This is a genomic window from Psychrobacter sp. T6-6, assembly GCF_052258185.1.
In the GTDB taxonomy this organism is placed as follows: Bacteria; Pseudomonadota; Gammaproteobacteria; order Pseudomonadales; family Moraxellaceae; genus Psychrobacter.
In genome coordinates, this window is sequence record NZ_JBQQEX010000003.1 from 190,189 (window position 1) to 204,634 (window position 14,446).

The window sequence follows — 14,446 nt, forward strand, 5'->3', positions numbered from 1 at the left end:
TCCATGAAACTAACGTTCGTGTTTGGAGATTGTAATCTGATGAGACTTAACTTGCGAGCACCATTATCCTTGGCAGTAGCAGCGTTACTACTCTCTGCACCCGCACAGGCATTTTTGCCAACGCCTTTATCTGTCATAGAGGAAGATCTACAGTCATCTGAATTACCCACTACTGACTCAAATGCTACTGTACCTATCCAGATGGCATATCCGGATGAGGCTGTGCAGGGTACGCAAAATGATATTGATTCTGGTTCCAGTATAACGACAGAGCAGCTACTTTCAACATGGCGTAAGCAGGTAAAAACTGACAATTTAGCACAGCATACAACATGGCGACGTATGTTGTACTTCTATGATGACCAAAACCGTATTTTTGCAAAAAAGCAAACGAAGAGTATGGTTGATGATCCAAGATTTTTTTTGAGCATGCGCGGTCAGCAAGATGCAGCGGCAGAGCTAGATGCTACGCTCGTAGCTCTTGCAAAAGAAACGACATCTTCCATCAATAGCAACCAAGCAGATACTGAAACTCCCAATCAAGCGAGTAACAATTCAGTCCTGTGCCGTTTTCCAGCGCGAGTGGCATGGCTAAAAGAAGCGTTAGCTATTGATGATGTGCGTCTATCGGCTGAGTGTCCAGAACTGGATGACTGGATGTCTACACTGGCACCTGAGCAGCTATCTATTGTATTTGCTGAAGAGTATTTGGACAACCCACTCTCTGCTTTTGGTCATACGCTACTGCGTATTGATTCAAAGTCGAGCGTAGCAGACCCCAATCAGATCAGTCAGGCGTATGCACTCAACTATACGGTTGATGGTGATCCAGATGATAGCTTTCCAGTTTATGCGACCAAGTCTATGATAGGTCGTTATGACAGTGTTATAGAGATTGATCCTTATCCAGAAAAGCTGGCAAAGTATCTACAAGACGATGAGCGTGATACGTGGACGTATCAATTGAATCTCACGCCTAGTGAAGTACAACAGATCATGCGCCATGTGTGGGAAACCAAAGAGCTAAAAATGCCGTATTACTTTACTACGGACAACTGTTCCTCTGAGATTTTACGACTTATCGACGTGGTTCGCCCGCAGCAGAGTCTGTTGAATGAAATGGCTTATGTTGTCGTTCCCTCCGATGTGGTTCAACTGTTAGGTAAACAGAACCTTTTGGCAAGTACCATGTACACACCTGCCGATAATACCTTGCGACAAGCGCAGATCAACGAGAAAAACTCAAGCCCTAGGCAATTAGGCTATCAAGATAGTACCAAGCAAACACTTGACCAAATAAAGTCTGCAGAGCTCAATGCTATATCGAGTATGTCAGACGACAATCAGGCATTACTCAAGCGTCAAATTGAGCCGTCAGATAACAATCCAGTAGACAGGCATCCACTACAGCTTGGCACTATCGGTATAGGGCAACGCGGTGATGACGACTATGTTGATATTGGGTTTAGGGCTGGGTTTCATGATACGCTTGATCATGCTTCAGGGTATCCGCAGTTTTTTAATTTAGAAGGTTTGGCGGCGACAGTGCGTCTATATGACACCGATGATAACAAGCCCAATCAACCAGAGCGTGTGGTTCTACAAAACGCCACTTTGATTCGAGGACGCTCTTTTAATCCTGTCAATTCTGCCAAAAAAGGCAAAACTTGGGGCGCAAGTATCGAGGCGACACGAGTGAATGATGGGTCGCAAGATGCGGGCACGGATCATTTGATTGGTAGCGTGGGTTATGAGACAGGTTGGTCTTGGGCGTTTGGCTCACCTAGCACAGGTACGGGTGAGATGCCGCCACAGCTATGCTATACGTTTTTGGCGGGTACCGCGCAAGCAGGGCGAGGTCTCAATAAAGGCTTTCGCGTAGGGGCTGGTGTCAATGCAGGCTGTCGTTATCAGATTAACAATCAGTTACGTGCACAAGCTGAATTACAATTACCATATTGGTATCATGGCAACAGCGCTGAGTCTGACGTTCGAGGTCATTACTGGCAGCCGATATCAAGCCTTGGGCTACAATACGATATCGATAAAAAACAAGCCTTACGTATCAATGCCAACTACGACTGGCAGGAGCGCGTCGATGCTAATGATGATATACAACTGTCGTACAGACGGTACTTTTAAACCTTGGGTTAGTTAAGTATTGATATAAAAAAAGTCGATGCTAAGCGCTGTAGTGGTTATATTGGTAAGGGTTACACTAAAAGGAAAACGCTGCATGAGCACGCACAATTTACTAATTATTGGACAGGGTGATATCGGCCTACCAGTCACTAATGCCCTTGCACGAGAAGGTTTGTCTGTGACGGGACTTGCGCGCAGTGAGCGTCAGCATTATGATTTGGTGGATAGCGCTAATTTTTTGCAAGCGGATGCATTGACTTTAACCGCGGAGCAGTTAGACCCATTTACCCACATTGCTATTATTGTCACCCCCGATGAGTACTCAGCTAGCGGCTATCACGATAGCTATTTGGCGATTAACCAGCATCTGGCAACCTTTGCCTCAAAACTAGTCAACCTTGAGCGTGTGGTATTTATTTCCTCTACTGGTGTCTATGGACAGGATGGTGGTGAGTGGATTGATGAGCATACTGTACCCATCACGCCTGCGCGCGATGCATCAAAGGTTATATTGCAAGCAGAGCAAGCACTGCAGCAGGGCTTTGATAATAAGGCGATTATTATCCGTCCAAGTGGTATCTATGGGCGCGCGCGACTTATGCGTCTACGCAAAGCTCGCGAACCACAAAAAGAGCCAGTAGCCGCCGCGCACTGGAGTAACCGTATTATGGACCGTGATTTGGTCACTATTATCTCCAATGTATTGAAGATAGACGCGCCAAAGCCGCTTTATATTGCGACAGACTATCGGCCTGTGACTACCTTTGAGCTTGGCGTTTGGCTGAGTGAGCAAATCGGCAAAACAGCACCTGCTATTGATGATAAAAAGTCATCAGTGACAGGAAAACGCTTGCACAGCAATATTCCGTTAGCTTGGCTTGAGTACGCTGACTGGCAGATAGGGTATCGTGATATTTTGGATCATCAACAGTAAGTTCTTAAGGACATTTGAATGCTTTCAAATGTAATATAGCCGTTTTGTTCACTCGCTCTTACTTGTTTTATATTTTATAGTCTATGGAGATTTCATGACCCAGCCTTCTACTTCTGATAACCGCTTATCTAATGCTAATAGTGCAGCAGAAGGCGGTAAGCTTGCAGAAGGTCACGTCCAAAAAAAGGCTGAGCAATCGTCTCTGCTAGCTGACTCGCAGCAGCCTGCGATTGTCCATCCTAACTTTGATCCCAAACGATCGCCCCTTGATCCTGCTCGCCCCCTAAGTGATATTCCCGAGCCTGCGCGCCGCCTAGATGGTCAGTTGCGTCGACTTTATGGCAACTCGACGCGTTTTTATCAGCCGACTGAGTCCAGCTTATCGAAGTGGACGCTGATAGCATCAGAAGCATTGGCCGAGCACTTGTCACTACTCAATGCAGCACAGCTCATCGAGCTACCTGATAGTTTTTATCAGAATCACAGTGAGCAGCCATTAGTATCACCCTTATCAGGCATGACATTATTAGATATGTCCGATATTCAGCAGGCCATTCGTGCCTATCCAAAACTGAACCGCTATGGGTTTGCATCTGCTGATAATGCCGCAACGACCGATCCAGATAATAGTAGCAACGCTAATGAGCCTTCAGCCTCTCTACGAGCACTAGTAAAGCGTTACAACCCTGATGAGCTGTTGAATAGTATGTATGCAGATGACTGGCAAGTGATTTTGCAGCCGCAGCAGTTTGAGACAGGTGAGGGCAGCTTGGTCACGGATATTATGGCATGTAGCGTCGCTGTCCATGTGCTCAAGCAATGTACTACTCGTAAAAGTATCAATCATAGTTATAGTGCCGCGCAAATCTGCCAATATGTGCGTAGTTATTTGCTCAGTCAAATCGTTTGTGAGCCTGCGCAGCAACATGCGTATCGCCAGATTCGTCTATTTGCAGGACACATCATTGCTGCTGCATATCACTTGGGTTGGGAGATACAAGTACGCGCAGACGGTCAGAGCTACTTTAACCTCTCGTCGCGTAGTGGTTTATTGACTCGCTATGCCAATATGCAAGACTATGAAATCAACGGTTGGTCAAGCTGACCAATAATGCGTACAATAATGCCAGTTTTTCGCCCCTCTTTTTACTGATAGGAATGTAATAATGCCTCACGCACCATACCAGCAAGATACTATGTTTTCATCTCATCAATTTATTCAGTTGGCTTTAGATAACCATGTGCTAAAGTTTGGTGAGTTTGTCCTCAAATCTGGTCGCATCAGCCCGTACTTTTTTAATGCAGGTCTGCTTGCGACTGGCGAGATGTTGTCGCTGCTAGCACGTGGTTACGCAGACGCGCTAGCAGAGCAAGTGCGTGCAGTAGATGACAAAAACGATGAGCAAGAGTTGGTCATCTTTGGTGCGGCTTATAAAGGTATTCCTTTTGTCGCGGCGACCGCGCAAGCGTTGTGGCTACACCATGGTATCAATGCCAAATGGGGTTACAACCGCAAAGAAGCCAAAACCCATGGTGAAGGTGGTAATTTAGTGGGTGCAGATGTGACTGGCAAAGCGGTATGGGTACTCGATGATGTCATTACAGCAGGCACAGCCATGCGTGAAGTGGTCGAGATCTTGGAGCAGGCAGGAGCGAGTGTTGCTGGTATTATTGTTGCGCTTGATCGCAAAGAAAAAGGTCAAGCTGAACACTCTGCTATCCAAGAGCTTGCGGCGACACTAGAAGTGCCTGTACGTGCATTGGTTGATATCGATGACTTGATCAGTTATTTGGCAAGTGATAAAAGCCAGCATAAAGACGCGACCCAATTAGCTAAAATGCAACATTATCGTGAGCAGTACGGCGTATAGTTGAGCACTGAGTTTATTTCATATCAACAATATAACGTAAGTGAGCCTTACTATGAGTCAAACAATGAGCCAACAAAACCAAAAGAAACCGCTAAAGATCCTCGTTATTATGGATCCTATCGAGCGGGTCAATTATAAAAAAGACACCAGTCTCGCTATGATGTGGGCAGCTCAGGACCGTGGACATCAACTTGGTTACTGTCAGATTCATGACTTGTGGTTGGACCGTGGGCAGTTGATGATCGACACGCAGCCGCTTACCGTGAAGCGCGATCCTACAGATTTTTATACATTGGACGATAAAGCAACAGGTCTGGTCAGTGATTACGATGTGATTTTGATGCGCAAAGATCCACCGTTTGACATGCGCTTTATCTACGCCACTTATATGCTTGATCATGCAAAAGCGGCAGGCGTGCTCGTGGTCAATGATCCGCAAGCCATCCGTGATTGTAATGAGAAGTTATTTGCGACATGGTTTAGTGAATATATGAGCCCAACGATTGTGACCAGCAAGCAGGCGCATATTCGTCAGTTTATCGCTGAACAGCAGGATGTCATCGTCAAGCCATTAGACGGTATGGGCGGTACCGGTATCTTTCGTCTAACTGCCGATAGTCCTAATATTGGCGTAACGATTGAGGTGCTAACGGAGCTTGAGACGTTGCCAATTATGGCGCAGCGTTATCTACCTGAGATCAAAGACGGTGACAAGCGTGTGCTAATCGTTGATGGGGTCGTGGTCGATTATAGCTTGGCACGTATTCCAAGCAAAGGCGAGACGCGAGGCAACCTAGCAGCGGGTGGTAGCGGTGTGGCCATGCCATTGACTGATATCGAGCGCCAAGTGGCAGAAGTTGTGGCACCGATTGTCAAAGAAAAAGGTCTGATGTTTGTTGGTTTAGACTTAATTGGTGGGCGCATCACTGAGATTAACGTCACTAGTCCAACATGTGTACGTGAGATCGACGACCAATGCGGTACAGATATCGCAACCGACTTTATCATGGCGATTGAGAATAAATTTACGGTATAGTTGCCCCCAGTTCAAGACGTATTCTGACGATACAACATCTATGTTTTGGCGTGAAATCAGTCATTGCTTCTTGATGGTTCATCAGTAATATATAGTACTCAGTCGTGCAAGCTCACGACTGAGGTTTTTGTTGTTTTTGCTGCACAAAGTACTGTATACAAGCCAATGATTTCCTCTATACTATGCGGGCTTTTGCCATGTCATTATTTTTGATTAGTGGCATCGTAGCAGCAAGATAAACTCTTCATATAAATAAAGCAAAGATAGGCAGGCGTTCATGAAAACACCGCAGATATTGATGATGGCAGCTGGTACTGGCGGGCATGTTTTTCCAGCGCTTGCAGTAAGTGATGAGTTGACCCGTCGCGGCGCGGTGATTCATTGGTTAGGAACCCCAAATGGCATGGAGAATGGTTTGGTTGAACCGACAGGTTATCCTTTTCATGCCATCAATATGCAGGGACTACGCGGTAAAGGCGTTGGCCGACTATTAAAGCTACCTGTCACTCTGCTATCAGCGACGATGGCTGCTGTAAAAATAATTCGCAGTAATCAAATCGACGTGGTTGTTGGGTTCGGTGGTTATGTGAGTGCGCCGGGTGGTCTGGCTGCACGCCTGACCAATACACCGCTGATTATTCATGAACAAAACGCTATTGCTGGTATGAGCAATCGCTACCTGTCTAAGCTGTCTGCAAAGACACTGCAAGCCTTTGAGAATACCTTTGCCAATAGTGAGCAGGATACCAAGCTTGAAACTGTCGGTAACCCTGTGCGCAATGCCATCACTGGGGTTGCAGAACCGGTAGTACGCTACGATGTGACTGATAATGCACCGCTTAAACTATTAGTTGTGGGCGGCTCACTTGGTGCGCAAGTATTAAATGACACGGTACCAAAAGCGCTGGCTTTACTAGATAAGCCCTTCGAAGTCCTTCATCAATGTGGACGCAACAACGAAGCCGCCACGCAGGCGGCTTATAGCGAACAAGATTTAAGCAAGCATCAATTTACTGTACAGCCTTTTATCAATGATATGGCCGCAGCCTACAACTGGGCAGATGTCATCGTTTGCCGTGCTGGTGCATTGACAGTGACCGAAATCCAAAATGTCGGTATTGCCGCTATCTTTGTACCATTGCCGCATGCCGTTGATGACCATCAAACGGCGAATGCTCGCACGTTGACCTCACACGATGCGGCAATCCTATTACCGCAGTCTGAGCTGACCGCGGCGCGTTTGCATGATGAGCTTGCGGTACTCAATCGCGACAACTGCCTAACAATGGCAAAAAAGGGTCATGCCTTAGCCAATCGTAGCGCAAGTCAGCAAGTCGCTGATATTATTTGGCAAGCGCTATAGTTTACGCCTTGCCACTCGTTATTTTTCATTTACCACCTTCTACTGTTCTTTAATTTTTATTATCCTTTAATAAAGAGAAAATTTTATGTCTACCTCTGCCAAAGCCTTACCTAAGCGTTTGATTGAAATACCAGAAATGCGCCGTATTCAGCATTTACATTTTATTGGTATTGGTGGCTCAGGTATGTGCGGTATCGCTGAGGTAATGAACAACCAAGGCTATCAAGTCAGTGGTTCTGATATTGCAGAGAGTCTAGTTACTAAGCGTCTACAGCAGATTGGTATCAAGATATCAATTGGCCATGATTCCAAAAACATCGCCAACGCTGATGTGATTGTCGTGTCATCAGCAATTGATCGCAGTAACCCTGAAGTGAAGGCAGCGCTTGAAGCGCGTCTACCGGTAGTACGCCGCGCCGATATGCTTGGTGAGCTGATGCGTTATCGTCATGGTATTGCTGTTGCAGGCGCTCATGGTAAAACGACAACGACTAGTCTATTGACTACGATGATGGCAGAAGGGCAGTTAGATCCTACTTATGTGATTGGCGGTAAGTTAAATGCGTCTGGTAAGAATGCAGCGTTAGGTAGCAGCCGTTTCTTGGTAGCAGAAGCAGATGAGTCTGATGCGTCATTTTTATCATTGCGCCCGATGGCCGCGATCGTGACTAACATCGACCAAGACCATATGGAAACTTATGAAAACAGCTTTGATAAACTAAAAGCCGCCTATATTCAGTTTTTGCAGAACATGCCATTTTATGGCTTAGCAGTGGTATGTGGTGATGATCCTGAGTTGTATGCAATGATCGATGATATTGGTCGCCCAGTGTTGACCTTTGGACTTGAGCCCTTTAACGACGTACAAGCCATCGATTTGGTAACTGAAGGTACCAAAACACATTTTACTGTATTGCGCCGTGACCGTGAGCCGCTGCGTTTGACGCTGAATATTCCTGGTACGCACAACGTCTACAACGCGCTTGCTGCTATCACGATGGCAACCGATGAAGGGGTAGATGATGCAGCGATTGAGCGTGCGCTACAGAAATTTGAAGGGGTAGGGCGTCGCTTTGAACAGCATGCTTCTGTGGATATCGATGATGGCAATGTCTTATTGATTGATGATTATGGTCATCACCCAAAAGAAGTCGACGCCACTATCAAAGCCGCGCGCCAAAGCTTCCCTGATCGTCGTTTGGTTATGCTGTTCCAGCCACATCGTTATAGCCGTACTCGCGATTGCTACGATGATTTTGTTGATGTGTTATCAAGTGTAGACGAGCTACTACTATTGGATGTTTATTCAGCAGGTGAGAGTCCGATCACAGGCGCTGATACCAAATCATTAGCACGCAGTATTCGTCTGCGCGGTGAAGTTGAGCCAACGATTATTGACAAAGACAATCTAGCTCCTGTTATGCAGCGTTTATTAAAAGCCAATGATATGCTCATCACGCAAGGTGCAGGTAACGTGGGACAGATTGCTGTCGACTTGGCTGCCAATAACCTTTATATCAAGTAAGCTAAAATTTAGGAGCTGTCCTCATGACGACTAATAATAAAGACAATACAAGCAATCAGAACCAAGCCATTACCAATCCAGAGATGGCAATGGCCGCAGCTGCACAAGTAAAACAAGATAACGTTGATACTACGTCAAACAAAACAGACAACGTAACCTCTGTCAGTACGATAACCAGTCATGTAAAAGACGCGAAGCAGTTCGGAAAGGTTGCCGTCGTTTATGGTGGCAGTAGCAATGAGCGTAGTGTGTCTTTGGATAGTGGCGCTGCTGTCTTGCAAGCACTTCAAAATCAAGGCGTCGATGCAACTCACTTTGATCCAAAGCATCAAGATATCACAGAATTACGTGAGTACGATCGCGTGTTCAACGTCTTACATGGTCGCGGCGGTGAAGACGGTTTATTACAAGGTGTACTGCAGTGGTTTGACATACCGCAGACCGGCTCAGGTATTTTGGCATCAGCATTGGGCATGGATAAAGTCCGTACCAAGCAGCTATGGCAAGGTTGCGGTTTATCGACAGCCCCTTTTTCATTATTGACGGCCGATACGGATTGGCAGCAAGTGGTTAACATGCTGGGTCTACCACTTATCATCAAACCCGTTCATGAAGGCTCAAGTATTGGTATGACAAAGGTCAACCATTTAGATGAGTTGCCTGCTGCTTATGCTACCGCAGTACAGTGCGGTGATGCTGTAATGGCTGAACGCTGGATTACAGGTCGTGAATTTACGATTGTGATTATTGATGACGAAGCTTATCCTGTCATCCGCCTTGAGCCTGCCGACATTACCAACTTCTATGATTTTGAAGCAAAGTACAATCGCAATGATACCAGCTACTATATTCCTTGCGGATTGACTGCTGCCGACGAAAAGCATCTACAAGATTTAAGTCTTGCTGCATTTCGTGCAGTGGATGCAAAAGGTTGGGGGCGTATTGATGCCATGCAAGATGAAGCAGGCAATTTCTGGCTACTAGAGATTAACACAGTGCCTGGTATGACTAGCCATAGCTTGGTCCCGATGGCAGCCAAAGCACGCGGCATGGACTTTGATACATTGTGCTGGCACATACTATCGCAGACAGTATAGTTATTCGCTGTTTAATTCATTTGCGGTTCTATAGTTAGTTGTAGTTATATAGTCGTGTTTTTATCCCATACTACTAACCGTTATTAGCGTGTTCAACGTGTTGCTAAAGCTGCTATATCATAGCTTCATGTAAACTTGTGTAAATTCAAGGCTGCTAACGAGTGTTAGGCTATTGTTTGACTATGAAATACGTTAATATTGCAAGAATGGGTTTAGTTTAATAATATTTATCTCTGTGATAGAGATAACTCATAAGTTATTCATAACCTAAGAAAAATGTTACGTTTAAATAAGAATAATTGCAGTGTACGAGTCGTTTTATTGACAGACTTTGATAATATATCGAATGAATAGGCTTCTGCAAAGTGTATGCAGATTTATATCAATAATGAGCATGATCAGTTTTATGCAAATATAGGGACAAAGGTCGTTATGGCTCAAACTGTCAACGAGGTAACTGACTTGATGAGTGATAAAGCCGGTCGCCCAGTATCTAAAATCCAGATACCGAATTCGGTCAAATATCTTTTTATGATATTGGTAATAGGATTGCTAGTACTGATATTGATAATGGGTGGCAAAGCACTGCGTGATGCACCGCCAGCTGAGATTCATGTCAGTAACCAAGGATTGTCTAGCGCCCAATATAACTCGTTGCAAACGGTGATGGATCAGCAAAAGGTCAGTAGTTTTTTTACTTCCGATCTACAAGCGTTGCGAGATATCACGACGGGTTTGGCCTGGGTTGATCAAGTGAGTATCTCTCGTGACTGGCAACGCGGTATTGTTGTTACCGCTTTACCGAAGCAAGCGGTCGCCAACTTTGGTACAGAACGTCTGGTCGATGCAAAGGGCGCTGTTTTTGTTCCCGCTGATAGTAACGATTTGACTCAGGAACGTTTTGCTACCTTACAAGGTGAGATGACTCAAGCACCAGTTATTATGCAACAAATGCAGCAGGTCAACGATTGGTATACACCACTTGATATGCAAGTTGCCGATATTATCTTATCACCAAGAATGACGTGGTTGATTCGTTTTGATAATGGCTTACGCGTTATTGTTGATAATGAAAACACGGCGCAGAAGTTACTGAATCTAAGCCAGCTACTTGGCAATCAGTTAAGCGGACGCCGTGATGAGATACAGTCTGTAGATTTACGTTATAAAAACGGCTTTACCATAGCTTGGGATATGTCAGCATCACCTGTTGAGGAATTAGAACAGCCACAGTAGCACTAAGCAAAGCAGCATAGTCAATGAGTGGTCATGACCTGATTTGAAACTATTTGGCTTAAACGAATAATATATGTACAACATCATAGCGTGTTAATAACGCTTTTTTTAACGATTCAACAGGAGGACATTGTATGTGCTCCTGTCTAGCGATAATTTGTCTGGTACCATGAAAAATAATGAAAATCTGGTTGTTGTCCATTTAAGTGCCACGGCAGTATATGTCGTTATTGGCAATGTTGTCTCTGCAAAAGACATTCGTATTTTGGGCGTGGGGAAAGTTAAGAACAGCGATTTTTATCAAGGGCAAATAAAGCATCGTGAACGTCTACAAGGTGCTATCAAGCAAGCTATCCAAGAAGCTGAAGATACTGCTAACTGCCGCGTGCATAGTGTGTGGTTAACCCTAGCGACTCCCGAACTGTCTAGTAAAAACAGCGCAGGGGAAGTTAGGGTAGAAGATGAAGTCGTGCGAGCCAATGATATGGTACAGGCATTGTCTAATGCCAAATCACGCGATCTACCATCTGATTACTACCTTATGCATTGTTGCCAGCAAGGTATCTACGTCGACGATCAAGATTTTATGGTCGATGACGTCATTGAGATGATGGCACACAACATTACTGTGATGTATCACATGATGATGATGCCAGTCGCTAGCCGCCAAAATATCCAAAAATTATTGCAAAGTTGCGACGTCGGTATCGATCATATTGTGTTCGACGCGGTGACCAGTGCCGAATATAGTTTGATGAGTGAAGAGCGTCAGCAAGGCGTGTGCTTGGTGGATATTGGTGCCAGCACGACCAGTATCTGCGTTTATAAAGAAAATAAATTAATCTTTACCCATTGTATTGCTACTGGCAGTCACGAAGTAACGATGGATATCTCAGCTGATTTTGGCATATCGATGATCGAAGCTGAGCGGTTGAAAAAATCTCACGGAACTGCTGACGCTACCAGCGTTGACCCCAGCGCTTTCTTCTTGTTTAAGCCGCAAGGGTCTAGTGATGAAATCAATATCGGTATCTATAATCTAGCACGCATTATCGAAGCACGTTATGTGCAGATATTTACAGAAGTGGCCCGTCAGTTACATGAAGCGGGTTTGATAGGCTATATAGATAAGGGCATCGTACTAACGGGTGGCGGTAGTACAATCAAAGGCATGATACCTTTTGCCAAAAGACTGCTAAAAATGCCAGTCGTATTGACCAATACTCATCCTGCTATCAGTGCCTATAACCATTTTGATAATGATGAATCATTCAAGCAGCTTAATAGTCAGGTGAACGACCGTGCTTATCAAACGGCTTTTGGTACACTACTATATAGTCAAAGCGAGCAGTTTCGCCGCAGTGAAAAAAGCGAGCCTGATACGATCCAAAAAAATCGAGTCACAGGTGTCTTTCAAAGCGCAGGGCAACGCTTCGCTAACGTGTTGAAAAAAATACTATAGTAGTGTGCTTTGCAGTCCTGTTTTTATGAGTTATTTAATGTCTAAGCAGCCCACAAGACACTAATGAGTAATTTGAGAAAAATTGAAATAATATTGATAACAATACGCTAAGCAAGAAAAGTAATACCTTTAGGTAATGACATATTATTGTCTATGCTGAACTATTTGATCTATAGCCCTGTTTTATTTAAATACATTTATATATAGTATGTCGATAGCGCGCCATATGAGTGCGTCAATACGTATCGACCTATACGCTATCTGCAACTGGAGAATCTTTTTTATGTCAAAATACACCATGCCAGATGATAATCAGCTTCAAAACAACGGCCAAGCGAGCTTCACTGTATTCGGTGTTGGCGGCGGCGGCGGTAATGCAGTTGAACATATGGTACAACAAGGAATTAGAGGTGTAACGTTCGTCTGTGCTAATACAGATAAGCAAGCGCTAGATCGTCTAACTGCACCGCACAAGCTACAGCTTGGTGCCAAAACAAACCGTGGTCTAGGTGCAGGGGCAAATCCAGAAGTGGGTCGTGAAGCTGCCGAAAGTGAAGAAGAATCTATCCGCGCATTGCTCGAACATTCAGATATGGTGTTCATCACCGCTGGTATGGGCGGCGGTACAGGTACAGGTGCAGCGCCCGTTGTTGCACGTATTGCAAAAGAAATGGAAGTGTTGACAGTGGCTGTCGTAACCACACCATTTAAGTTTGAAGGCGGTAAGCGCATCAAAGCTGCTAAAGCAGGTATCGAGCAGCTCACTAATTTCGTTGATTCAATTATCACCATTCCAAATGATAAGTTGATGAGTGTGTACGGTAACATCTCTATGCAAGATGCCTTCAAAAAAGCAGATGATGTGTTGTTGCATGCTGTGCAAGGTATTGCAGAGACGATTGCTAGCGAAGGTATGATTAATATTGACTTTAACGACATTCGCACAGCAATGACTGCTAAAGGTCATGCAATGATGGGTATCGGCCGCGCTAGCGGTGATGATCGTGCCCGTCAAGCCACTGAAAAAGCCATTAGATCACCATTACTTGACGATTTACGTCTAGAAAATGCCAAAGGCCTACTGGTTAACGTCATTTCTTCTGAATCGTTATCATTGGATGAGATGAGCAAAATTAGTATCATCGTTGAAGAAATTACTGACATTGATGACGCTCATATTTTCTATGGTTCTGTGATTGATGAAAAAATGGGTGATGACTTGCATGTCACAGTCATTGCAACAGGTTTGACTCTGGATGAAAATGCAGGTCAAGAGCCAGAAGTGGTTGAGCAGCCGGTACCTTCTGTAAATAGCACACAGCCTGTCGATCCTAATGTGCATACCAGTGCATTGAACAGCCAGAAGCATTCGCAAGCTCAGATGCATCAGGACACTGCTCCGCGTCCAAGTACGCCTCAAGAGCAAACAAAGACAAAGACCAATAGTATCCAAGACTATCTGAAGCGCCAACAAAACAAATAGCCCTAACCCCATACAAAGAAGCCAGCATCTAAATGCTGGCTTTTTTATGTCTATAGATCAGGACTCGTATATAAGGGAACGATAATAAAGGTTGTACTACGATGAAATGTTTCAAACTATAAAAGTATGTCCAAAAACTACTGTCTAAATCCTTAAATTGCACATAAAAGTTATAGGAATAGAGCCACAACAAGGATAGTAATAGGGACGATAAGTGTTATCAATCAAGGAGATAAGGAAATTAACGCTTTTTATTTGTAGCGAATTAGGCGTAGGTAATGGTACACTATGTCAATT

The 14,446-nt window shown here is 44.7% G+C and carries 11 protein-coding genes; all 11 read left to right on the plus strand.

The genetic code is table 11. The features are described 5' to 3' along the window. The first annotated feature begins 39 nt into the window (after positions 1 to 39). Positions 40 to 2,142, plus strand: a complete 2,103-nt coding sequence (locus tag ACTXGL_RS06715; RefSeq protein WP_443525733.1) for an Lnb N-terminal periplasmic domain-containing protein — start codon at positions 40 to 42, stop codon at positions 2,140 to 2,142. Positions 2,143 to 2,236: 94 nt separating this feature from the next. Continuing rightward, positions 2,237 to 3,076, plus strand: a complete 840-nt coding sequence (locus ACTXGL_RS06720; protein ID WP_443525735.1) for an SDR family oxidoreductase — start codon at positions 2,237 to 2,239, stop codon at positions 3,074 to 3,076. Positions 3,077 to 3,170: 94 nt separating this feature from the next. Next, positions 3,171 to 4,181 carry a hypothetical protein gene (locus ACTXGL_RS06725; protein ID WP_443525736.1) on the plus strand — a complete coding sequence of 337 codons (1,011 nt, stop codon included), beginning with the start codon at positions 3,171 to 3,173 and terminating at the stop codon, positions 4,179 to 4,181. A 61-nt stretch (positions 4,182 to 4,242) separates the two neighbouring features. Beyond that, a complete protein-coding gene (gene pyrE / locus ACTXGL_RS06730; RefSeq protein WP_443525737.1) occupies positions 4,243 to 4,947 on the plus strand; it encodes an orotate phosphoribosyltransferase in 705 nt (234 codons plus the stop codon). Between the two features lie 64 nt (positions 4,948 to 5,011). Next, positions 5,012 to 5,983, plus strand: coding sequence for a glutathione synthase (gshB, locus tag ACTXGL_RS06735; protein ID WP_443525738.1), 972 nt, complete (start codon positions 5,012 to 5,014; stop codon positions 5,981 to 5,983). A 277-nt stretch (positions 5,984 to 6,260) separates the two neighbouring features. Continuing rightward, complete coding sequence (gene murG, locus ACTXGL_RS06740; RefSeq protein ID WP_443525740.1) at positions 6,261 to 7,346, plus strand: undecaprenyldiphospho-muramoylpentapeptide beta-N-acetylglucosaminyltransferase; 1,086 nt, start codon at positions 6,261 to 6,263, stop codon at positions 7,344 to 7,346. Between the two features lie 85 nt (positions 7,347 to 7,431). After that, positions 7,432 to 8,871: a UDP-N-acetylmuramate--L-alanine ligase gene (murC, locus tag ACTXGL_RS06745; protein WP_443525741.1), complete on the plus strand. Its 1,440-nt coding sequence runs from the start codon at positions 7,432 to 7,434 to the stop codon at positions 8,869 to 8,871. A gap of 23 nt (positions 8,872 to 8,894) precedes the next feature. Next, positions 8,895 to 9,968 (plus strand): D-alanine--D-alanine ligase, encoded by a 1,074-nt coding sequence (locus ACTXGL_RS06750; protein ID WP_443525742.1) that lies wholly within the window; start codon positions 8,895 to 8,897, stop codon positions 9,966 to 9,968. Between the two features lie 432 nt (positions 9,969 to 10,400). Further along, on the plus strand, positions 10,401 to 11,204 hold the full coding sequence (locus tag ACTXGL_RS06755) for a cell division protein FtsQ/DivIB (RefSeq protein ID WP_443525744.1): 804 nt from the start codon (positions 10,401 to 10,403) through the stop codon (positions 11,202 to 11,204). Positions 11,205 to 11,340: 136 nt separating this feature from the next. Beyond that, a complete protein-coding gene (gene ftsA / locus ACTXGL_RS06760; protein WP_443525745.1) occupies positions 11,341 to 12,666 on the plus strand; it encodes a cell division protein FtsA in 1,326 nt (441 codons plus the stop codon). Between the two features lie 283 nt (positions 12,667 to 12,949). Beyond that, the gene (ftsZ, locus tag ACTXGL_RS06765) at positions 12,950 to 14,149 is read left to right on the plus strand and encodes a cell division protein FtsZ (RefSeq protein ID WP_443525746.1); all 1,200 of its coding nucleotides are present in this window, start codon (positions 12,950 to 12,952) and stop codon (positions 14,147 to 14,149) included. Positions 14,150 to 14,446: the final 297 nt, after the last annotated feature.